The organism is Halomonas cerina (genome assembly GCF_014192215.1).
GTDB lineage: Bacteria > Pseudomonadota > Gammaproteobacteria > Pseudomonadales > Halomonadaceae > Halomonas > Halomonas cerina.
Window position 1 is genome coordinate 334932 of the sequence record NZ_JACHXP010000001.1, and the last position, 21424, is coordinate 356355.

Annotated in this window: 25 protein-coding genes and 1 tRNA gene; 8 read left to right on the forward strand and 18 right to left on the reverse strand. The window is 65.1% G+C overall.

Annotated features, from left to right (window positions below; genetic code table 11):
* The first annotated feature begins 11 nt into the window (after positions 1-11).
* A tRNA-Ser gene (locus FHR94_RS01470) sits at positions 12-101 on the forward strand.
* A 520-nt stretch (positions 102-621) separates the two neighbouring features.
* On the opposite strand, the gene FHR94_RS01475 is transcribed toward FHR94_RS01470, so the two are convergent.
* The 5 genes from FHR94_RS01475 to FHR94_RS01495 form a co-directional block, all read right to left on the reverse strand.
* Positions 622-885, reverse strand: a complete 264-nt coding sequence (locus FHR94_RS01475) for a hypothetical protein (RefSeq protein ID WP_183323806.1) — start codon at positions 883-885, stop codon at positions 622-624.
* Positions 886-970: 85 nt separating this feature from the next.
* Positions 971-1582 carry a recombinase family protein gene (locus FHR94_RS01480; protein WP_183323808.1) on the reverse strand — a complete coding sequence of 204 codons (612 nt, stop codon included), beginning with the start codon at positions 1580-1582 and terminating at the stop codon, positions 971-973.
* A 700-nt stretch (positions 1583-2282) separates the two neighbouring features.
* Positions 2283-3164, reverse strand: a complete 882-nt coding sequence (locus tag FHR94_RS01485; protein WP_183323810.1) for a hypothetical protein — start codon at positions 3162-3164, stop codon at positions 2283-2285.
* A 251-nt stretch (positions 3165-3415) separates the two neighbouring features.
* Positions 3416-4708, reverse strand: coding sequence for a DUF6538 domain-containing protein (locus FHR94_RS01490; RefSeq protein ID WP_183323812.1), 1293 nt, complete (start codon positions 4706-4708; stop codon positions 3416-3418).
* A 237-nt stretch (positions 4709-4945) separates the two neighbouring features.
* A complete protein-coding gene (locus FHR94_RS01495; RefSeq protein ID WP_183323814.1) occupies positions 4946-5116 on the reverse strand; it encodes a hypothetical protein in 171 nt (56 codons plus the stop codon).
* A 320-nt stretch (positions 5117-5436) separates the two neighbouring features.
* Between FHR94_RS01495 and FHR94_RS01500 the strand changes: the two genes are divergently transcribed.
* From FHR94_RS01500 to FHR94_RS01525, 6 genes are all read left to right on the forward strand, one after another.
* Positions 5437-6108: a Bax inhibitor-1/YccA family protein gene (locus FHR94_RS01500; protein WP_183323815.1), complete on the forward strand. Its 672-nt coding sequence runs from the start codon at positions 5437-5439 to the stop codon at positions 6106-6108.
* A 67-nt stretch (positions 6109-6175) separates the two neighbouring features.
* Positions 6176-6568, forward strand: a complete 393-nt coding sequence (tusD, locus tag FHR94_RS01505; protein WP_183323817.1) for a sulfurtransferase complex subunit TusD — start codon at positions 6176-6178, stop codon at positions 6566-6568.
* Positions 6569-6594: 26 nt separating this feature from the next.
* Positions 6595-6966, forward strand: a complete 372-nt coding sequence (gene tusC / locus FHR94_RS01510) for a sulfurtransferase complex subunit TusC (protein WP_183323819.1) — start codon at positions 6595-6597, stop codon at positions 6964-6966.
* 27 nt (positions 6967-6993) lie between these two features.
* On the forward strand, positions 6994-7284 hold the full coding sequence (tusB, locus tag FHR94_RS01515) for a sulfurtransferase complex subunit TusB (RefSeq protein WP_183323821.1): 291 nt from the start codon (positions 6994-6996) through the stop codon (positions 7282-7284).
* Positions 7284-7637 (forward strand): TusE/DsrC/DsvC family sulfur relay protein, encoded by a 354-nt coding sequence (locus FHR94_RS01520; protein ID WP_183323823.1) that lies wholly within the window; start codon positions 7284-7286, stop codon positions 7635-7637. The genes tusB and FHR94_RS01520 overlap by 1 nt, the downstream gene beginning before the upstream one ends.
* Complete coding sequence (locus FHR94_RS01525; protein WP_183323825.1) at positions 7634-8203, forward strand: ACP phosphodiesterase; 570 nt, start codon at positions 7634-7636, stop codon at positions 8201-8203. The genes FHR94_RS01520 and FHR94_RS01525 overlap by 4 nt, the downstream gene beginning before the upstream one ends.
* A gap of 3 nt (positions 8204-8206) precedes the next feature.
* On the opposite strand, the gene FHR94_RS01530 is transcribed toward FHR94_RS01525, so the two are convergent.
* The 11 genes from FHR94_RS01530 to FHR94_RS01580 all read right to left on the reverse strand — a co-directional run bounded on the left by FHR94_RS01530 (position 8207) and on the right by FHR94_RS01580 (position 18644).
* Complete coding sequence (locus FHR94_RS01530) at positions 8207-9415, reverse strand: molybdopterin molybdotransferase MoeA (RefSeq protein WP_183323827.1); 1209 nt, start codon at positions 9413-9415, stop codon at positions 8207-8209.
* Positions 9408-9929: a molybdenum cofactor biosynthesis protein B gene (moaB, locus tag FHR94_RS01535; protein ID WP_183323829.1), complete on the reverse strand. Its 522-nt coding sequence runs from the start codon at positions 9927-9929 to the stop codon at positions 9408-9410. Before moaB ends, FHR94_RS01530 begins: the two co-directional genes overlap by 8 nt.
* Positions 9930-10259: a DUF1244 domain-containing protein gene (locus FHR94_RS01540; RefSeq protein WP_183323831.1), complete on the reverse strand. Its 330-nt coding sequence runs from the start codon at positions 10257-10259 to the stop codon at positions 9930-9932.
* Positions 10260-10360: 101 nt separating this feature from the next.
* The gene (locus tag FHR94_RS01545) at positions 10361-11431 is read right to left on the reverse strand and encodes a formate dehydrogenase subunit gamma (protein ID WP_183323833.1); all 1071 of its coding nucleotides are present in this window, start codon (positions 11429-11431) and stop codon (positions 10361-10363) included.
* Between the two features lie 11 nt (positions 11432-11442).
* Positions 11443-12090: a formate dehydrogenase FDH3 subunit beta gene (fdh3B, locus tag FHR94_RS01550; protein WP_183323835.1), complete on the reverse strand. Its 648-nt coding sequence runs from the start codon at positions 12088-12090 to the stop codon at positions 11443-11445.
* 10 nt (positions 12091-12100) lie between these two features.
* The gene (locus FHR94_RS01555) at positions 12101-14956 is read right to left on the reverse strand and encodes a molybdopterin-dependent oxidoreductase (protein ID WP_183323837.1); all 2856 of its coding nucleotides are present in this window, start codon (positions 14954-14956) and stop codon (positions 12101-12103) included.
* A gap of 25 nt (positions 14957-14981) precedes the next feature.
* Positions 14982-15191, reverse strand: coding sequence for a twin-arginine translocation signal domain-containing protein (locus FHR94_RS01560; protein ID WP_183323839.1), 210 nt, complete (start codon positions 15189-15191; stop codon positions 14982-14984).
* A gap of 18 nt (positions 15192-15209) precedes the next feature.
* Positions 15210-15899: a TorD/DmsD family molecular chaperone gene (locus tag FHR94_RS01565; protein WP_183323841.1), complete on the reverse strand. Its 690-nt coding sequence runs from the start codon at positions 15897-15899 to the stop codon at positions 15210-15212.
* A gap of 5 nt (positions 15900-15904) precedes the next feature.
* On the reverse strand, positions 15905-17623 hold the full coding sequence (locus FHR94_RS01570) for a 4Fe-4S binding protein (RefSeq protein WP_183323842.1): 1719 nt from the start codon (positions 17621-17623) through the stop codon (positions 15905-15907).
* Positions 17620-18201, reverse strand: coding sequence for a DUF3306 domain-containing protein (locus tag FHR94_RS01575; RefSeq protein ID WP_183323843.1), 582 nt, complete (start codon positions 18199-18201; stop codon positions 17620-17622). Before FHR94_RS01575 ends, FHR94_RS01570 begins: the two co-directional genes overlap by 4 nt.
* Complete coding sequence (locus tag FHR94_RS01580) at positions 18198-18644, reverse strand: DUF3305 domain-containing protein (protein WP_183323844.1); 447 nt, start codon at positions 18642-18644, stop codon at positions 18198-18200. Before FHR94_RS01580 ends, FHR94_RS01575 begins: the two co-directional genes overlap by 4 nt.
* A gap of 95 nt (positions 18645-18739) precedes the next feature.
* Here FHR94_RS01580 and FHR94_RS01585 point away from each other — a divergent pair, with 95 nt between their 5' ends.
* Positions 18740-19591, forward strand: coding sequence for a formate dehydrogenase accessory sulfurtransferase FdhD (locus tag FHR94_RS01585; RefSeq protein WP_183323845.1), 852 nt, complete (start codon positions 18740-18742; stop codon positions 19589-19591).
* Between the two features lie 9 nt (positions 19592-19600).
* On the opposite strand, the gene FHR94_RS01590 is transcribed toward FHR94_RS01585, so the two are convergent.
* Positions 19601-20233 carry a helix-turn-helix domain-containing protein gene (locus FHR94_RS01590; protein ID WP_183323846.1) on the reverse strand — a complete coding sequence of 211 codons (633 nt, stop codon included), beginning with the start codon at positions 20231-20233 and terminating at the stop codon, positions 19601-19603.
* A gap of 129 nt (positions 20234-20362) precedes the next feature.
* Positions 20363-21298, reverse strand: a complete 936-nt coding sequence (locus FHR94_RS01595) for a histone deacetylase family protein (RefSeq protein ID WP_183323847.1) — start codon at positions 21296-21298, stop codon at positions 20363-20365.
* Positions 21299-21424 lie beyond the last annotated feature (126 nt).

The following is a 21424-nucleotide window of genomic DNA, read 5'->3' on the forward strand; positions in this document are numbered from 1 at the left end:
CGCCGTGAGCCGGAGGGATGGCAGAGCGGTTGAATGCACCGGTCTTGAAAACCGGCGAAGGTGAGAGCCTTCCCAGGGTTCGAATCCCTGTCCCTCCGCCACTCCGACTTCTAGGGCATGTTTTCGAGGCTTTTCAAGAGCTTAGAGGACATGCCTTTTCGCTTATTTACCACATGTGTTTACCACATCCCCCTCCCGACCTTCGCGCCAAACCTCAGCACTGCCCACTGTATCTTGTAGGCTTAGCACATACGTCACCTACTAACCCTACGCATGGACGCTGATGAGCGATGGAGACTCTCTACTACCTTCTACACCAATGCCAAGGCCAGCCTCGCCGATTTAGGCATCACGCCGGGGCAATTTGGTCTCGCCTTGCTGGGTGCGATAGCGACTCTTGGTGGGGCTTGGATCGGTGCCGAGCGAGGCGCCAAAGGAGCCTACAGGGCCTCAGTCAAGTCGAATTATGACCTGATGCGCAGAAACAAGCAGGAAGAGGCGATTACGGAACTCCAGCGATTACGCCATGATGAGTTCATGAGAATGGTCAAAGTCCATGCGGAGCTAAGCCGAAATGGCCCCTTGTGCTTCTTGGGGACTCTCTTCTTGGTGTGAATGTGATTATGAGACCCATGCACCTACTATCTGGATGGCAAAACCTAGGAGCAGACACACAAGCCCAACCCCCATGAACCCTCGCCTCCTCTTCTCATATTTGGTGTACTCGGGGTTTACCTTTGGAGAGAAGCCGCCGCCTAGTGTCCCGGAGTCTCCTCCGTCTATGGTCGTGGGGCCTTTGAAGGTCTTGACGACCTCACTTGCTACAAGCACAGCGCCCACCATGTCTAGTGATAGCCCCATCGTTGTCAGCATGGCTCCTGTCATATCGCCCTCCTTCGTATTGAGAGACTTCCGTTAGCAACGTCGCAAAAATAGACTCTACCACAAAGGCAGAGCCTATAGAATCAAACTATTGAATCGTCATCTTTGATAGCTGTTTTTGAGAATCACTGGCACTTACCTTCGCTACCCGACAGGCCCGCTTCACGGATGCCGGTGAGATGTCGAAGTGTTCCGCCGTGGCCTTGATGCTGGCGCTGTTCTCCTGGCGCCACTGAGCCACGTCCTCATCAATGATGACCTTCTCCCTGCCGAGGGCCTTACCCTCCGCCTTGGCCCGCTTGATACCCGCCATCTGGCGTTCCTTGATGTTGGAGCGTTCCAGCTCAGCCATAGCGGACAGCATGGTGAGCATTGCCTTGCCCATCGGTGTGCTCATGTCGAAGCCCTCACGGATCGACAGCACCGCCACTCCCTTGGCGTTGAGCGCCTCGACCGTCTCCAGCACGTCGATGGTGTTCCTGCCCAGGCGGTCGATGGCGTAGACGATGACGGTGTCACCCTCACGGACATAGCTCAGTAGCTCACCGAGCCCTTTCCGGTCCTTCGCCTTGATGGCCCCAGAGGTCGCCTCATCGACAAACCAGCGGTCGACCTTGTGGCGTTCCTCGATGGTGGCTCGCTGTGTGTCGGTGGACTGGTCCTCGGTGCTGACTCGGACGTAAGCGATGGTGGCTGACATGTCGGCTGCTCCTTCACCGTGGCTCATTGAGTGTGGCTCACAATGTAGGGGATGGATCATTGAAAATCAACAGCTATGAGCCACTCTGAGCGCCAGCCCACAGCATGGGCCACAAGGTACACCCTTTGAGCCAAGCCAATGCAGCCTGTAGCGACCGTGCCTGTGGGGCGGAGTGGCCGTCGTCCATCCCCAGTGGGCACCTAGAAATCGACTTCCAGCCGCCACCATGCGCTCGCTCGAGGCGGGCACCGGGGAAGCTCATTCTTCTTTATACACTCCAATACCGGCTCACGTGTGCGCCGCAAAATGGCCGGGGTGGGCCGGTAGGAGTCCCATTCCTCCAGCTCAGCGATGGACAAACGGAGTCAGCCGAACACAGGTAGATCACGTTCCGGCGCGTCTGCTGCCCGCGCCACCGTGGCGATCCCTCGATGTGACCCTGAAAGCGCCGTCGTGTGAGCAAATCGGCAGGGCCAACGCCTTGATGGTCAGCCAGATTTCGCGAGAGCGGGCCATTCTGTCGAAGCTCTGCGTAGACCTACCGCCCCCGGTGCCTATGCCATGGCACACCCTCCATTGTGCCAAGTACACCAGCCAGGGAAGGCACAGCCTGACCGTCCATCTGCTGGTCCTTCGGCGGATGACTACCCATTCCACCGATGTGCCTGGATCATCCCTGATCCATCTCCCCCCAACCACTTCAGAAGTCGACCGTTTCCAGTTCCTCCGGCTCCTCCAGCTCCTCCGGTTCGTGGAGGATCGGTCCTAGCTCCTTGGCCAGTCGCTCGGAGTACAGTTCGAGCGCCCGCGCAGCGACTTCCGGCTGCTCCGCGAACTTGGTGCCGAACGCCTTGCCCAGGCGACGGCTCCACTCGGTTGCTTGCCGTTCCTGCCATGAATCGTCGTATTCCATTGCTTCGTCCTTGCCATACCGCTGTGCCTCGCGCCAGGACATCTCCAGGGCCAGCGACTTCCAGTCGTCCGGCTCGCCTTCCTGAATCGCCCATAGCTGGGAGCGCATCCTGGCGACTGTTCTGGAGCCGATCTTGCAGGTGTTCGCAACAGCTGACTTGGATAACTTGGGGTACAGGACCGTAAGCCGCCATGCGCGGTTCATCTTCTCGTCCTTGGTCATCGAGAGATGGTCCTTGGAGTTCGTCCGCGTGGCCTCAATGAGTGCCTGTTGCAGCGAGCCCCGGAAGCAACGGACGGGCACCATCCACCGGTCGGTCTTGCTGCCGTCCGGCTGGTGCTGCTTGAAGCCGGTCTTCCTGACGCGGCCATAGGCCAGCAATCGGTGGTGGCCGTTCAGAACGGTCCAGTGCTTACCGCTCCACCAGATCGTCACCGTATCGAGCCGGTTCGATGGCTCCGCCTTGATGGCCTCGCTCAATGCACGGACATGGTCTTCTGTCCTGGCCGTTTCTTGGAACTCTCGCGGCTGAAACACTGAGTGCCGCATCTTGATGTCGTCGAGGGGTAGCTCCATCGGCTCTTCCTGCGGGCAGGGTGTGCCATCCGCTAGCTCGGCCTGGACCCGCTGAAGCCCCTCCTCGAATGAAATCGTGTCGTTGTAAGACATGGATCGTGCTCCTATACCAGTTCTCTGACGGAGGATTCCCCCCAGAAGTGGGCTGCATTCCTCTTCAGGTGGGTGGTAACCGCGTGGGGCGACTCCTCCTCCCCAAGAGGGCCGTAATTGGTATGCGGCAGGAGCAGCGTGTATGACGGTGTGAGCGCCTTCTACAACAGCCCACTATGGTGCCCCATGGGCCTGGCTGGGAATGCGCCCACAGGAAGGCATGAGGGACTTCAGAAGGAAACGGCCAGGTATCAGCAAGGGTATCGGAGCAGCTCCACAGCCTCCCGCTTGCTCTTCAGCGAGTGGCCGCCGGAGTACAGCCCGTAGGTCACCCGTGGCTTCTCGTGGCCAACGATGTCTGCCGTGAGGTTCTCCGATACGCCCGCATCTTCGAGGAGAGTCACCACCGTTTTGCGGATGGAGTGGAAGACGTAGGAAGTGCCGAAGCCGTGGCGAGCCTTGAGCCGACCGAACCGCTTCCCGAGGGCGTTGGACCTGTCCCCGTACTTGTTGAAGGTAAGCCCGGAGAGCAGGTAGCCGTCCCTGGACTCAGCCAGGAGGCGCTCAACGGTGGGCTTCAACTCAGAGTGAACCGGAATCTCCCGAATCCCCGCATCCGTCTTGCTGTCGGTGATCCTGAGCCTGTCCGTGGAGCTATCGTCCGTGCGCAGCGAGCACAGCTCCTCGATCCGTGCCCCGGTGTACATACCGAGGTCTAACAGGTCTGCCAGGGCATCATCGCCATCATCCATGGCTTCACGGCGTAGCCTGACCACATCGACGGGCTCGAAGGCGATCCACCCTTTCGCCCCGTTGCGGGCCTTGCTGGCGCTGGCTGCCCGCTCCTGACGCTGGACGAAGGACGGCAGCTTGAAGGGCTCGCGATCTGCTGGCGCCTTACCCGTCTCTTGGAGGTGGTGCCAGACACTCCGGGCCGCTGAGAAGCAGCGTTTGACCGAGGACACGCCATAGCCGTAACCGTCTTGGTCCTTGGGCGCCATGAGCACCTTGGCCCACTCCCTCACGCTCTCCGGGCCGATGGCCTCGATAACCTCGAAGTAAGCCGCCATCCGCTTGGCGTCCTTCTCCATCTGCTCGGCCGTCTTGGGCTTGAGGTGGAGCCCGTCCCGCCATTCCCGAAGCTCTGGCTCAATGGGCGTCTGCTGGCCGAGCGCCACACCGGCAAGCCGTTGGGCATCTTCGGCTCGGCCTTGAGCATCGAGTTTCTCGGCCTTCTCAAGGATGGTGCTGGACAATGCCTCATGGTGGAGCCTCTGGCCGCTTCGCTGGAGGTCTTCAAGTTGGTGGCGATACTCCAGCACCCCGTCGAGGAACGATCCTTCCTCCTTCTCATTGCCCCGCGCCCTGGCGATCTGGTCTTTCCACTCAGCCACCAGCGCATAGGCCCTCGACTGGGCCACCCGCTTGTCAGCTGTCCCAGTGCTCTTCACGAATCGAATCTTGCCGCCCAGCTTGGGGCGTGCGTCCTTGGGGATGGTCAGCACCGCATACCAGCGGTTGGCGCGTCTCTCCAAGTGGCTCATGGCGTGGCGTCCTGATGGTGCATTTACCACACTAATTTACCACATGAAAACGACGTAACGCATTGACTGACTTGGGAATCAATGGGATATGAGCATCTGGCGGATTGTCCCTGTCCCTCCGCCACTCACTCCTTTCCCGAGCTGTTCCTTGCACGTCCCTGTCGTCCTCTTCGACACGCCTGCCTTCGTTGTCGGATCTGCCGATCGCCATGCCCAAGGTCCCGCGCTAGCGAGATATCACGAAGGCTGTCTGATCTCTTCATCGAGAGGTGGCCAGTCACCGGTCGCCCAGCGTCGCAGCTGTTCCACCAGATCCTCGGTCCTTTCGCGCTCACGTTGACGCCGGCGCTCTCTGGCCCGGTCGAGGTCGTTGGGCCGACGCGGGCGCTTGTCTGCTGGCTGGTCCATACGGTTCTCCCTGTGTGCCGACATCGCCTTACCGCAGAGGAACAAGCGATATCGGGTTATGGTGTGTTTGTTTACACCTTGTAACAAAAAGAATAGGAACCCGTCCGCGCGTCAGCAACGCGTCTTGGTCATGAACTTACTCATCCATTGCTAGTACGTCTTTAGTACCTGTCTGGCGTATTTATTTAGCGAAAGCTTATTGTCAAGCAAGAAGGGATCGATTTCATGATGGTCACGGCAGAGCCCTGACTTGCGTCGGGAACCGTCAGGGGGCATTCTGTGTCCAGTGCCTAGATCAACAATCAGGGAGCTCTGGTTCAATGGCTTACCAAGACATGCAGGCGACCCGTCAGCAGACGCAGCAGGCCGTCAGCACCAACAAGGTGCTTCGCAATACCTATGGCCTGCTGGCCATGACCCTGCTGTTCTCTGCCGTCACGGCCGGTGGGGCCATGGCGCTAGGAGTCGAGCGCATCAACATTCTGCTGTTCTTCATCGGGGCCTATGGCCTGATGTTCCTGGTTCATAAAACCGCCAACTCGGCCGCAGGTCTCCTGGCGACCTTCGCCTTCACCGGTTTCATGGGGTTTACCCTGGGGCCGATCCTTAGCGCGTATCTGACCTTGCCCAATGGGGCCCAGCTGATTGCTACCGCCCTGGGCATGACCGGCCTGACTTTCCTGGGCCTCTCGGCCGTGGCTCTGGTGACGCGCAAGGATTTCAGCTTCCTCGGCAACTTCCTGATGGCCGGCGCCATCGTGCTGATCCTGGCCATGGTCGCGGCGCTGATCTTCCAGATTCCCTCGCTGTCCCTGATGGTCTCGGCCGGCTTCGTACTGTTCTCGTCGGCGGCCATTCTCTACCAGACCAGCGAGATCGTGCACCGGGCTGGCGAGACCAACTATATTCTCGCCACCATCACCCTCTACGTGTCGATCTACAACCTCTTCATCAGCCTGCTCTCGCTGCTTGGCATCATGAGCCAGGACTGATCGACCACGCTGTACGATGCCTCTGGCCCCGCCATGACGGGGCCAGTCTTGTTTCATGAGGCCCTCGATGCGATATGCCCTCCTGTTGATGGGTGCGCCCTATAGCCATCAGGCGAGCCACTCGGCGCTGCGTTTCGCCCAGGCCGTGGTGGCACGCGGCCATCGGCTGGAAGCGGTATTCTTCTATCATGATGGGGTCCAGAATGCGGCTCGCCTGGCAGCACCGCCCCAGGATGAGCCGCACCTGGTGGACGCCTGGGTGTCGCTGCACCGGGAACACGACGTGGCCCTGCAGGTCTGCATCGCCGCGGCCCTTCGCCGTGGGCTCATGGACCGCCGAGAGGCCGAACGTCACGGCAAGTCGGGGCACAGCCTGGCGGCACCCTTCGAGCTGACCGGGCTGGGGCAGCTGGTGGACCTGGGCCTGCGCTGCGACCGGCTGGTTACCTTCGGCCCCTGATACACAAGACCAAGGCGGGAGTAACGATGAGTGAAACACCGACAGCCGACCTGCTGGTGATCCTGCGTCATGGCCCCCACGGCACCAGCTGGCTGCGCGAAGGCCTGGATGCCGCGCTGGTGGCCGCGGCCTTCGGGCGCGAGGTCTCGCTGCTCTTCATGGGCGAAGGCGTGACGGCGCTGCTACCGGGCCAGGGACCGGGGGCCTTAGGCCAGAAGGGATCGTCCGCGACACTCGAGATGCTGGAGATGTATGATATCCGCACACTGCTGGTCGAGGAGCAGGCCCTGGCCGATTTCGGCTTGCAGGTCGATGATATGAGGCTGACCGTCATCCCGCTGTCGACGACGGGGGTCGCCGATGCCCTGAAGGATCATCGCCTGATTCTTACCTTCTAAGTCTGTCTCGCCACAAGGGGGCCGTGGATGCTGCTACATATCGTCAATCGCTCACCTGCCACCAGCCAGGTCTACCGACAGGCCCTGGAGGGCATGGGGCAGGACGATCGTTTGCTGTTGATCGAGGATGGTGTCCAGGGCGCCTTGCCCCAGTTGGTCCGCTACTACGATGGCCTGCAGGGGCGACTCTTTGCGCTCAAGGAGGATCTGGCGTCTCGAGGCCTGCTGGGTCGCTGTGATGGTGAGGTCCAGGTCGTGGATGTGGACGGCTTCGTCGCCTTGACCGAGGAAGCGGAACGCACGGTGAGCTGGTACTGATGGCAACCACGGAAATATACCGTTATCTAGATTGTCAAAACAAAAAAATCGGCCTAGATCCCGAAGGATACCTGGTAGATCTCGATGACTGGTCTCCCGCTGTAGCTCAGGCACTGGCCGAAGAGGAAAGCATCATCCTGACCCGTGAACATTGGGAGGTCCTCGACGTGCTTCGGGATTTCTATGCCCGCTTCGAGATGGCACCGGCTATGCGTCCGCTCGTCAAGGCCATCGGTCAGGCCCTGGGGTCGGAGAAAGGGCGCTCCCTCCATCTGATGCGTCTCTTTCCCGGCAGCTCGGCCAAGGTGGCTGCGCGCCTGGCGGGATTGCCCAAGCCCACCCACTGCCTGTGAACTTCCTGGCCCATGCTTGGCTGGCCCGTGGTGGCAGCGATGACTTCCTCTATGGCAATCTCATCGCCGACGGCGTGAAGGGAGCGGACCTGTCGGCATGGCCGGCCGCCGTGGCGGCCGGTATCCGCCACCATCGTCGCGTCGATGCCTTCGTCGATGCGCACCCGGTGGTGGCCGATGCCCTGGCACGGGCGCCCCGAGAACAGCGTCGCTACGCAGGGATCGCCCTGGATCTCGTCTGGGACCACTTCGTGGCACGACGCCTCGAGCTTGACCGTGAGGAGTCGGCACTGGTCAAGCGCTGCTATTGCCTGCTGGCGGACCGCCCGGCACCGGACCGCCTGGCAGCCATGATGCCGGTGCTGGTGGAGCAGGACTGGTTGCATGGCTACGCCGATTTCGCTTTCACCTGCCGAGCCGTGGCGAGGATCGGGCGGCGACTGTCGGGGCCCAATCGCCTGGCCGAACTGGTGCCCTGGCTGGAGGCGGACTATGCCAACCTCGCGGCCGACTTCCGGTGTCTCTGGCCGGCGGTCAAGGCGGCACTGGAAGTGCCCGACCGCTGAGGTCTACTCCATGCGCAGCCAGAGGCAGTCGATCCGGTCGCCCGGCTCGACGCGGTGATCGGCGGGGATCACCGCTAGGGCATCGGCGCCGATGCAGGAGGAGAGCACCCCGGAATTCTGATCGCGGAAGGCCCGGGCCAGGATGCCGTCCTCGCCGAAGGCCAGCGTCACGCGCATGTAATGGCGACGCGGGCCGGTGCGCGTGGCGAAGTCGGCTCGGGCAGACAGCTGGGGCAGGGTGGCGAGCGCCGGGCACGCCTGCATGGCCCCCAGCAGGGGACGCAGGAACAACCAGGCCCCGACGAAGCACGAGACCGGATTACCGGGCAGCCCCACGAATCGTACCTCGCGACCTCCGTGGCCCGGCAGCCGGCCCAGCGCCAGCGGCTTGCCGGGGCGCACCGCCAGCCGCCAGAGATCGAGCCGGCCAAGCCGTGCCAGCGCCGCCTTGACGTGATCCTCTTCGCCGACGCTGACGCCCCCGGTGGTGACCACCAGGTCGGCGATGTCGGCCGCCTCCTGCAGCCTGTGTTGGGTCGCCTCGCCACGGTCGGGTACCGAGCTGGCCCCTACCACCTCGGCGCCGAAGCGCTCGAGCAGGCGTGTGAGCATCGGACGGTTGGAATTGTAGAGCTGGCCCGGGGCCAGGGGCTGGCCGGGATCGACGATCTCGTCGCCGGTGGAGAGCAGCGCGATCCTGGGGCGGCGACGCACCACTACCTCGGTGATGCCCTGGCCGGCGAGGTGGCCGAGCGCCGCGGCCTCCAGCCGCTCGCCGGCGGGCAGCAGCGAGGCACCGACCGAGACGTCACGGCCACGACGGCGAAGGTTGTCGCCGGCCGGAACCTCGGCCGGGAGCCAGGCCATCTCGCCGTCGCGCTCGACGCGTTCCTGCATCACCACGCAATCGGCGCCCGGCGGGATCTCGCCGCCGGTGAAGATCCGGGCACAGGTCCCCCGGGCCAGCGGTGTGGCTGGCTGGCCGGCGGCGATGCGCTGGCTCACCGGCAACCAGCCCCCGGCGTCGGCATGGTGCAGGGCATAGCCGTCCATGGCGCTGTTGTCGAAGGGCGGCACGTCCAGGCGTGCCGTGACGGGCTCGGCGAGGACCCGTCCCGCGGCCGCGTCGCAGGGCAGAGGCTCCGGTGGGGTCACCGGGACGTCCTGGAGCAGGGCCGCCAGGGCCGCCTCGACGCTCTGCAGCTCAGCCATGCTGGCCTCGTTCGGGAATCACGAGATTGGCGAAGTTGCAGGGCTTGTGGCGGCTGTCGAGCTGCTCGGCCAAGATGCCGTCCCAACCCGTGCGACAGGCCCCGGTGGAGCCGGGCAGGCAGAACACCACGGTGGCATTGGCCAGCCCACCGAGGCAGCGGCTCTGCACGGTGGAGCTGCCGATCTCCTGCCAGGAGAGCTGACGAAACAGTTCGCCGAAGCCTTCGATCGGCTTGTCGAGCAGTACCGAGACCGCCTCGGGGGTGGAGTCGCGACCGGTGAAGCCGGTACCCCCGGTGGTGAGGATCACCTGGACCTCAGGAGCGGCGATCCAGCCCGCCACCACGGCGCGGATCCGGTAGGCGTCATCGGGCACGATGCGCTTCTCGGCCAGGTGGTGACCGGCGGCGGTGAGCCGCTCGACCAGCGCCTGGCCGCTGCGGTCGGTGGCCTCGGTGCGGGTGTCGGAGACGGTGAGCACCGCGATGGACAGGGGAATCATCGGCTCACTCATCTAGGCTTGCCCCTCCGGGGAGGCCGGCTTGTGAGCCTGGCGAGCCTCCAGAGCGGCCAGCTGCTCGGGCGTGGCCTTCTGCTGGTAGTGCGCCTTCCACTCGTCGTAGGGCATGCCATAGACATATTCCCGGGCGGCCTCGTAGTCGAGAGTTTCGCCACGTTCCTCGGCCGCGGCCACCAGCCACTTGGAAAGGCAGTTGCGACAGAAGTCGGCCAGGATCATCAAGTCGATGTTCTGGACCTCCTTGTGCGCGTCCAGGTGACGCAGCAGGCGGCGGAAGGCGGCAGCTTCCAGCTCGGTACGGGTGGTATCGTCGAGGTGCTGCATGATGGGTCTCCCTGCAGGCAGGCGGATGGTGGGCGATGCGGCCAGCATAACAAAAGACACCGCCCGCGGGCGGTGTCGATCGGTGCTGGCCGGCGGGATCGCTATCCGGAGCGGGGAGCGGGATCGTCGCCTCCCGGGGAGGCCGCCTCGTCACGAGCCAGCTGCGTCTCGGGCACCGCCTGATCCTTGATCTCCTCGTACCAGAGGTTGTGATGCTCCTGGGCCCAGGTTTCGTCGACGTAGCCCGTGGTCATGCCCTCCAGCGAGCCCTCCGTGCCGAGAGTCCCGATGTAGATATGGCCCAAGGCCACCGCGGTGAGACCGAGTGCCCCCACGGCGTGGATGAGGTTGGCCCACTGCATGGTGTCACGTCCCTGGCCGTAGTTGGGGAAATCGAGCACCAAGCCGCTGGCGATCACGACCAAGCCGACGGTCGCCAGCAACCAGTACCAGACTTTCTCGCCGGCATTGGCGAATCCGGCGTCGGGATGTCCCTTGCCGACCAGGCCGCCCCCCTTCCGGAACCACGCCAGGTCGTACTTGCGCGGCCAGTTGTGGCGCAGCAGGCGGGCCAGCAGCACGATTAGCAGGATGCCGAACAGGGGGCCCGCGTAGTTGTGCAGCAGCTTGGTGGTGGACATCATCCCGGCCCAGGCGCCGTCGCCGAACAGCGGGTGAAATACCGCCTTGCCGTAGAGCAGGATGAGGCCGGTGAGGGCCAGCAGGATGAACAGCGTGGCCACGCTCCAGTGCAAGGCGCGGACCAGCAGCGGCCAGCGCCACAGCTTGCGCCCGGTGCGGGGCTCGTCCAGCGCCTTGCGCCCGAACACCAGGTAGAAGGCGGCGATCATCAGCAGCATCGCACCGATGACGATCAGCCCGAAGGGGGAGACCCAGCGGTTGCGCCACTGGCGCCAGGTCTCGCCGCTGGCGTTGATCAGGCTATAGGTGCTATCGGCCCGGCTGTCGCGGTAGTTGGGGCCGGTCTCGCCGCTGCGGATCTGCCGCCAGGTGTCGGCATCGACCGCCGGGACGGCGAAGGCGGCCTCCTGGCCCGGGTCGGCATCGGCCTGCTGGGCGTGGACCGGCTGTCCAACGGCCAGCGTCAGCAGCAGGGAAAGTACCAGCAGCATCAGCCACCGGGTCCCCCGGGAAGAGATCGTGATGCTCATGGTCGGTCTCCTTACCCCTGACGGGTGGCGTCATGGGCCAGGTCGGCGGCGGACAGGTCGTGACCGGCCCGTTCGCGATCCCGCTCGCGTCGGGGGTTGCCCGACCAGCCGCCATCCTCGTGGCCGCGGCGTACCACCCGCTGGCGAAAGATGTCGGCGACCTCCTGGGCATCGCCGGCCAGCAGGGCCTTGGTCGCGCACATCTCGGCACACAGCGGCAGCTTGCCCTCACGGATGCGGTTGGCACCGTACTTCTGATATTCCTCTTCCGGCGTGTCCGCCGGGCCACCGGCGCAGAAGGTGCACTTGTCCATCTTGCCGCGCTCGCCGAAGGCGTTGGTCTTCGGGAACTGCGGGGCGCCGAAGGGGCAGGCGTAGAGGCAGTAGCCGCAGCCGATGCATAGGTCCTTGTCGTGGAGCACGATGCCGTCGTCGCGCTGGTAGAGGGTCTCGGTGGGGCAGACGGCGATACAGGGGGCGTCGTCACAGTGCATGCAGGCCACCGAAATGGAGACCTCGGAAGGCTCACCGTCATCGAGGGTCACCACACGGCGACGCTGGATCCCCCATTCCACCTCGTTGGCATTCTTGCACGCAGTGACGCAGCTGTTGCACTCGATGCAGCGCTCGGCATCACACATGAACTTCATCGTGGCCATGGGGTTCTCCTCAGCTTGCCTTCTCGATGCGACACAGGGTGCACTTGGTCTCCTGCATCTGGGTCACCGAGTCGTAGCCATAGGTGGTGGCGGTATTGGCCGCCTCACCGAGCACATAGGGGGCGCTGCCCTCCGGGTAGCGGTCGTGCAGGCTCTTGCCCTGGAAGATGCCGCCAAAATGGAAGGGCATGAAGACCACCTCCGGCGCGACCCGCGGGGTGATCAGGGCCTTGACCTTCACGCGGCCCCCCTCGGCGCCCTCGACCCACACCAGGTCGCCCTCGGCGATGGCCAGATCGTTGGCGAGCGCCGGGTTGATCTCGACGAACATCTCCTGCTGCAACTCGGCCAGCCAGGACATGGAGCGGGTTTCCTCGCCTCCCCCCTCGTACTCCACCAGGCGTCCCGAGGTGAGGATGATCGGGTACTTCCCGGTCATGTCTTGCTGCTGGATGCTCCAGTAGAGGGTGGGCAGCCGGTAGTGCGAGGCCACGTCGTCCCAGGTGCGGTACTTGGGCACCAGGTCACGGCGACTGGTGTAGAGCGGCTCGCGGTGCTTGGGGATGGGGTCCGGGAAGGTCCAGACGTTGCAACGCGCCTTGGCGTTGCCGAAGGGCGCGCACTCATGGGCGATCGCCACCCGCTGAATGCCTCCGGACAGGTCGGTTTTCCAGTTCTTGTCCTCGGCCTCGGCCTGCTCCTCGGCCGTGAGGTCATCCCACCAGCCCAGGTCCTTGAGCATCTGGGCGGTGAATTCCGGATAGCCGTCCTCGAGCGCCGAGCCCTGGCTGTAGGAGCCCTCAGCCAGCAGATTGACGCCATCGCGCTCGACCCCGAAGCGGGCCCGGAAGGTGAGCCCGCCCTCGGAGACCTTCTTGCTGGTGTCGTAGAGAATGGGCGTACCGGGATGGTTCATGCCGGAGTTGCCCCAGCAGGGCCAAGGCAGACCGTAGTAGTCCCCGTCGGCGGGGCCACCCTCGGCCTGCAGGGTGTGGAAGCTGAAGGTGTGCCAGTTCTGCTGGTGGGTCTTGAGCCGCTCGGGGCTCTGGCCGGTGTAGCCTACCGTCCACATGCCACGGTTGAACTCGCGGGTGATGTCTTCGACCAGCGGTTCCGTGCCGTTGACCCGGATGTGCTTGCACAGCTGGTCGGCGAAGCCCAGCTTGCGGGCCAGCAGGTACATGATCTCGTGGTCGGGCTTGGACTCGAACAGCGGGTCGATCACCTTGTCGCGCCACTGCAGGCTGCGGTTGGTGGCGGTGACACTGCCCGTGGTCTCGAACTGGGTGGCGGCCGGCAGCAGGTAGACCCCGTCCTGACGATCGTGCATGACCGCGGCCACGGTCGGGTAGGGATCGACGATGACCATCATCTCCAGTTGCTGCATGGCTTTCTGCATTTCGGGCCCGCGGGTCTGGGAGTTGACCGCATGTCCCCAGTAGAACATCGCCTTGAGGCGAGTCCGCTGGGAGATGTCCTCCTCGGTCTCGAGCACGCCATCGACCCAGCGCGATACCGTGATGCCGCTTGAGTACATCGGCTGGCCATCGACGTACTCGGTCGGGTCGAAGCGGCCCTTGAGCCACTCGTAGTCCAGGTCCCAGACCCGCGCCCAATGTTGCCAGGCCCCCTCGGAAAGGCCGTAGTAACCGGGCAGGGAATGAGACATCAGCCCTAGGTCGGTGGCGCCCTGGACATTGTCGTGGCCCCGGAAGATGTTGGCCCCGCCACCGGACTTGCCGATGTTGCCGAGGGCAAGCTCCAAGATGCAGTAGGCGCGGGTGTTGTTGTTGCCGGTGGTGTGCTGGGTGCCGCCCATGCACCAGACGATGCAGCCGGGGCGGTTCTCGGCCAGACGCCGGGCGGTATCGCGCATGGTCGCCTCGGGCACGCCGGTGATGTTTTCCACGACATGCGGCGGGAAGGTCGCCACCTCGGCCCGGACCTCGTCCATGGCGTAGACGCGCTGGTCGAGGTACTCGCGATCCTCCCAACCGTTTTCGAAGATGTGCCACAGCAGGCCCCAGATGAAGGCCACGTCGGACCCCGGCCGCAGGCGTACATAGTGGCTGGCCTTGGCCGCGGTGCGGGTGAAGCGCGGGTCGACCACGATGATCTCGGCCTGACTGCGTTCCTTGGCCAGCAGGATATGCTGCATCGCCACCGGGTGGGCCTCGCAGGGATTGGAGCCGACGAACATGATCGACCGGCTGTTCTGAAGGTCGTTGAGGGAGTTGGTCATCGCCCCGTAGCCCCAGGTGTTGGCGACACCGGCGACGGTGGTGGAGTGGCAGATGCGGGCCTGGTGGTCGGTGTTGTTGGTCCCGGCCAGGGCGGCGAACTTGCGCAGCAGGTAGGCCTGTTCGTTGCTGAACTTGGCCGAGCCCAGCCAGTAGATGCTGTCCGGCCCATGCTGCTCGGTGAGCGCGAGCACCTTGTTACCGATCTCCTCGATAGCGTCATCCCAGCTCAGGCGTTGCCACTCGCCGCCCACCAGCTTCATGGGGTACTTGAGGCGCCGGCTGGAGTGGCCGTGCTGGCGCAGCGAGGCGCCTTTGGCGCAGTGGGCCCCGCGATTGATCGGATGGTCGAAGGCCGGCTCCTGGCGGGTCCAGACCCCCTCCTGGACCTCGGCATAGACACCGCAGCCCACCGAGCAGTGGGAGCAGATGGTGCGCCGGGTCTCTGCCGGGGCGTCGGACCAGGCGGTCTTCTCGGCCGCCTGGGTGCGCTGCATCATCGGGGCGCCCAGGAAGCTCGCCGCCGCGAGCCCGCCCGTGGTGGCACCACTGCGCTTGAGGAACTGGCGGCGGGAAATGCCCAGCCCGTCTGACCGTGGGGTGTCGGATGTACGTATCAGCCGCATGGCATCGCTCTCCTGGCTGGGGCCGTCAGTCACGCAGGGTGGCGTAATAGGCACGGATATGGTCGGTCTCGTGGTACTGGCGGGTAGCGTCCGGTCGAGGTGACGCCTCGGACTGGCTATCGGCCTGGGACAGGGTCACGTGGCCCAGGGCGGCGCCGGCCCCGACGGCGGCCGTGCCGGCGCCCAGGGCCCTCAGGAACTGGCGACGCTGCGGGTTGCGGGGAGTAGTGCGCATGGAGGCCTCCTCGATCGGTCAGTGGCCGTGAAAGGGAGCAGGGGTGACAGCCGGTGCCGTGGCGGCTGTATCGGGATCGATGAGCCTGACCGGGTCGCGCTCGACCGGGTCGCGCTCGACCTTCGCGGCGAGTCGCTCATGCTCCATGTCGATGAAGGCCCGACCGAGGTGGCCGAGCCCGGCATAGAAGGGGGTATCGACAACGCCGAGGTCGGCGAAACAACGTGAGGCCCAGGGAGCCAGATGGCGCATGAAGAAGCGCGCCTCATCCGGCGCGCGCTCGTCGATCAGCAGGGCCATGACCTCGAGCAGGGCCGCCATGTGGTCCTCTGGATCCCGGGTGTGCGCCGAGCGTTCGAGGCCCAGGACACGTAGGTCACGACGTAGCGTGAGCAGGGCCTCGTCCATCAGGGCCCCGTTGCGATACCAGGAGGCATAGGGGATCACCTCACCTTCGATGACGCCCACCAGATGACGGAAGTACGCCCGCCCCAAGGCGTCCGGCGTGGCTGTCCCGGCGGCCGCCGCCAGGGTGGCCCAGTGCCGGGCGAGATCGCCGTCTGCCGGGTCGGCTTCCAGGGAGGCCAGCCAGTCAAGCATGTCCGCAGCCGGCGCCTCGCGAAGGAGCCCGGCCAGCAGCCGATAGATATCCGCTCGCAGGGCGTTTGTCTCATCAGGCGAGGGAGGAAATTCGGGGCGCTGTTTCATCGGACTCACACCTTGAGCTGGGATTCGGGGTGGCGTGCCATGTCCCGCCAGACGTCGCGGACGCGGCAGTCCTCGCACATTTCCAGGCGGGCGAGGGCCTCACCGGCGAAATAGGGATGGTCGGCGAGTTTCGCCTTGATCGTGGCGATGGTGCTGGCGCTGGCGAACGGCTTGCCGCAGCGGATGCACGCGAAGGCCGGCTCCTCATGGCAGACCCGTCGAGCGGTGCGGGCGGCATCGGCGAGGAAGCCGGGGATTAGAGTGATGGCCTGTTCCGGGCAGGCTTCGGCGCAGAGCCCGCACTGCACGCAGTCGGCCTCACGGAAGGTCAGTCGGGGGCTGTCGTTTCCCGCGCCGAGGGCCGGGGTAGGACAGGTGGCGACACAGGCCATGCACAAGGTGCAGGCCGTCGAGGCGACCTGAAGGCCGCCGTGAGCGGCGCCGGCGGTGAGCGCATGGCGCCGTCCATCCGGTTGCCCCTGCTCACCGAGCCGGGTGATCACCTGGTTGAGACGCTCGCGCTTGTCGGTGCCGTGCAGAGACAGGAGCGGGTCTCCCAGGGGCGGATGCGAGGGTGGGGCATCTCGGGTCTCGAGGCCGCCGGGCGCGACCAGTCGGATACGCTCGGGAGCATGCCCGAGCGCGCTCAGCAGCGCCCGGGCCTGGGCGAGTTGCTCTTCGAGGAAGCTGGTCAGGCGCTCGGGCATATCGTGGTGACGCTGGATGCGCACCTCGGTGGCACCGCCGGCCAGGGCGGTCAGCCACTGGTCGTGTCCCGCGGCCCCAAGCTCCTCGAGCGGTACGTCGAGCAGGTGTCCGGGGGTGTCTTCTCGTGATGAGGCGCCCTCGGCCTGGTGGAAGCGTACCACCGGTGTCTCGCCCCCGGCCTGCCGATAGGCCGCGAGCCAGGCCAGCACGGTGTCCTGCTGGCGATGCGTGTCTGGCAGCCGGAACTCGATGGCCCCGGTCGGACAGGCACTGGTGCAGCTGCCGACCCCGTGGCAGCGGAAGGGGTCGATCTCGATGTGGGCGTCGATCCGTCCCGGATGGCTGTGGATCGCATCGGCAGGGCAGACGTCCAGGCAGCGGGTGCAGCCGAGGCGGCCGTTGGCCGCGTGGGCACAGCGCTGTGGGCCGATCTGGAAGTAGCGAGGCTTGTCGAACTCCCCGACCAGATCGGCGAAGGCCTCGATCAGCGTCGCCCGGTCGTGTCCCGGCGACGCCAGGGCGACATAGCCCGGGGGCGGCAGCTCCAGCGTCAGCAGGGGGACCTCGCCGAGGTCGAGGATCTGGTCGAAGTGGTTACGGTTGGCCAGGGCCTTGGCCAGGTTCACCGGGCCCTCGGCTCGCGCCAGGGTCACCGTGAAGAGGCCGAGATAGCCGTCGACCCGCAGGGCCTGACGCTCGCTGCGTGTCAGGGCATGGTGGGGCAGGGATCGGGTGGCCGCCAGCAGGCCCTCGTCGTTTGCAGGGGCCGCGGCGGGGACTGCCGGGATAGGGTCGGTCAACAGCAGGCTCACGGAGGCCAGCCCCCGTCCGCTCAGTGCCCGAGCGGCTCGGCGGGCCTCGCGTTCGTTGCCCACGATCAGGGCATGGCCGTCGCTGTGGTAGCCGACGCTGGCGGGGGTCAGGTTGACCGGCCAGGACACCTGTTGGTAGGCGGCTTCCCGGGCTTGCCGGTTGTGGGGGTCGTTGACCGGCATCACATCGATTCGCTGATTCATACGCTCTCACCCTCCCCACGAGTCGTGGTGTCCGTTACCGGCAGATGGTTGTCCGAGGCGTCCCTGGGCGCGCTCTCGGGTGTCGGGGGTTGCGTCGGGGAGGTGTCCCGAGGGGAACGCTTCCCGGTGGGATCGTCGGCTGATGCCGACTGTGTATCGTCGTCGGTCACCGATTCTTGGGTGGACTCGGCCCAGCGCCTCAACCGCTGAGCGACTTCGCTGGCCAGGGGCTTGAGGCATTGTCGATAGTCGTCATCGTAGTCGTCGAGGCCATCGCGCACGTTGTAATGCTTCGCCGCGAACAACCGGCGCAGTGCCCGCTGCCGCAGGCCGGCGCTGACGCCCGGCGCCAGGAAGGCCTTGATGTCGCTGCCGGGAGGCAGGGTGTCCGGGTCGGGCAGGCTGGCATCGAGGCTGCCGGGAGACAGGTCGGCGGAGTCGGTCGGGGCGTCTCGGGTGTCGCACGGCGCGCCGGAAGGAGAGGCATGCGCCATGGGGTCATCAGGCCCCTTGTCCTCGGTCGGCAGGTCGACCACCTCACCACGCTTGAGACGGGACCACCGGGCGAGGCGGTTCATGCGTCTAACTCCCGGGCAAGTCCCGGATGGGCAAGTCCCACGCCCTGGCGTCGCTTCTTGTGAGGCTCCGGCGGGGCCTCGCCATGCTGGGTGAGGTAGGCCTCGAGCCAGGCCTGGATTGCCAGCGGCATGTCCACTTCCAGGACCTGCTGTTCGCCATCGAGCCAGCTGGCGGCAACCTCCTGGCTGGCGGTGATGGCCTTGGGAACGGGGTCACCGCTCGCCTCGCCGCCGAGCACAAACAAACGCGGTGCTTGCCCCGTCAGGTTGAAGCGATAGGCGGCGCGTTCGGTCAGGTAGAGCTGCAGCACCAGCGACCAGGCCCCTTCATGGCCCAGCCGCAGGCCGGTGATGCGCCAGCGGGTCGTGGGGAAGCCCTTGACGGTAAGCCGCTCGCCGGTCACGTCGAAGCTCAGGGGACGATGACTGCTGATGGAGGCCATGGATGCCGTGCTCAAGCCGTGTCATGGTGAGTACAGACAGTCGCGAAGGACAATGCCATTATCGTCAATCAACGCTGCACGATGAGGAACCCTGGATGTCCGAGATCCACCTGAGTCGGGCGCGCCTGCCGGCCACCCTGGAGATTGACGTGCTCGACGAGTTCGGACGGATCCGACGTCAGCCTATCGCCGCCGAGCGTGCCCTGACGGTCTACCTCAACCGACGCGAGATCGTCACCTTGATGACCCTGGGTGCCGATCCCGAGGCCTTGGTGGTGGGGTATCTGCGCAACCAGGGGCTGCTCAGCCGCCGAGAGGACCTGCAGGCGGTACATGTGGACTGGGAAGTCGAGGCGGCAGCGGTGGTGATCCGCCATCTGCCCGAAGATCTCGAGGAGCGGTTGGGGCAGCGGACCGTAACCACCGGCTGTGGTCAGGGCACCGTCTTCGGCCGCCTGCTGGATGCCACCTCGCTGCATCCACTGCCGGCCACGCGGCTGCGCCAGTCGGTGCTCTATCGCCTGCTGAACAACCTCGGGGCCCATAACGAGACCTACCGCAGCGCCGGGGCCGTCCATGGCTGTGCGCTCTGCCGACAAGATGAGGTGCTGGACTTCGTCGAGGATGTGGGGCGCCACAATGCCGTGGATACCCTGGCGGGACGCCAGTGGCTGGTAGGAGACGAGACGACGAGGGCCGGCGACATCTTCTACACCACGGGTCGCCTGACCTCCGAGATGGTGCTCAAGGTCGCCCAGATGGGCATCGCCGTGCTGGTGTCCCGCTCCGGGGTAACCCAGAAGGGGGTCGAGCTGGCCGCGCGCTTCGGCGTGCTGCTACTCGCCCGGGCCAAGGGCAAGCACTTCCAGGCGATCCATGCCGGTGAGCGGCTCGTGCTGGATGCCATGCCGCCCGCCCGGCCCGGCGACCAGCGCGTTCGCGAGTGAGAGTGGGGGTCACAGGCCATCCCGGGGCGTGCAGACCGAAAGCACCACGGCGTCCTCGATGCTGGTCGAGACCAGGGCGTGCCCCATGTCGCTGTCGAAGTAGATGCTGTCGCCGGCGGCCAGATGAAGCGGTTCGTAGAACTCGGTGTAGAGCCGGATCTCGCCGTTCAGCACCATCAGGAATTCCTCGCCGTCGTGGCGTATCCATTCGCTGAACTCGTCGAAGCGTCGAGCGCGCACGATGGTCTTGAAGGGAATCATCCGTTTCTGGGCCATCTCACAGCTGAGCAGCTCGTGTTCATAGGTCGGTGTGGGATGGCGCTGCCCCTCGCCACGCCGAGTGAGATCGCGCCGCCCCATGGTGTGGGGCTGGACCCGGGGCGGGGAGAGCAGTTGGGGCAGGTCGATGCCCAGGCCGTTGATCAGCTTCTGGACCGCCGTGAAGGTCGGTGAGATCTGATCATTCTCGATCTTGGAGAGGGTGGAGCGGGCCAGGCCGGTACGCTGGCTCACGTCCTCCAGGGTCCACTGATTGGCCAGGCGGATCTCGCGCAGGCGCTCACCCAGGCGCAGGGGTTCAACGAAGGGCTTGCGGCCGGAGGCGATGCGCAGGGCGGCATCCTGAGCGGTCTTGGCGGGCATGGGGCGTTCACTATCGGAAACGAAGTTTCCCGCAGACTATCATAAATGCCGCGTCTCGCCTGCCTCCCGACGACCGTGATCACGCCCGTTGCGACCGGACGGCAGCGTCAGGAACCCCGCCGTCCTCGATCACTCTCCGAAGGGCAATCCGAGCAGGGCCTTGACGTGGGCCTCGGCCCCGCGCCCCAGGCTGTCCAGGTCGTAACCGCCCTCGAGCACCGAGACCAGGCGCTTGTCGGCATAGAGCGCCGCGATCTCGAGGGCCAGGCGGGTCACCCAGTGGAAGTCCTCGTCCTCCAGGCAGAGCTCGGCCAGGGGATCTTCCCGATGGGCATCGAAGCCGGCGGAGACCAGCACCAGGTCCGGCTTGAAGGCATGCAGGGCCGGTAGCCAGTCATCCTCGATGGCGCGCCGGAAGCCGGCACTGTCGGTGCCGGCGGGCAGCGGCGTGTTGACCACGTTCTGCCATTCGCTTCTCAGGTAGCGCCAGGGATAGAAGGGATATTGGAAGCTGGTGCAGACCAGCACGTCGGGGTCGTCCTTGAAGATGTCGATGGTACCGTTGCACTGGTGGACATCGAAGTCGAGGATGGCGATGCGCCGGGCGCCATATGCCGTTCGGGCATGGGCGGCACCCACCGCGATGTTATTGTAGAAGCAGAACCCCATGGCATCGGCGGCCTCGGCATGGTGGCCGGGAGGACGCACGGCGCAGAAGACGTTGTCGGCCTGATGGCGGAAGACCTGGTCGACCCCCCGGATCACGGCGCCCGCCGCCACCCGGGCGGCCTTGAGGGTATCGGGGTTCAGCATGGTGTCACTGTCGAGGGTGACGATGCCCTGTGTCGGGACGCACTTGTCCAGGGCATGGAGGTGACGCCGGGGATGGACCCGGGCCAGTTGCTCCTCGGTTGCCGCCTTCGCTTCCGACTGCATGGTCTGCTGCAGCACGCCGCTGCGCATCAGCCGAGCCCGGATAGCGTCGAGGCGTAGTGGACTCTCGGGGTGTTCTGGGCCCATGTGGTGAAGATGACAGTCGGGGTGCGTGATATAGGCGGTGATCATGAAGGCGCTCCGGGGAGATTGCCTTTACCTTAAGATCGGTGAGCCATGCCGGAACAGTGTCAAAAGGTCGAACGCTCGGTGGTGGCCGTCGGGACCTTCAGGTCGAAGGCGCCGGCACTATATGAT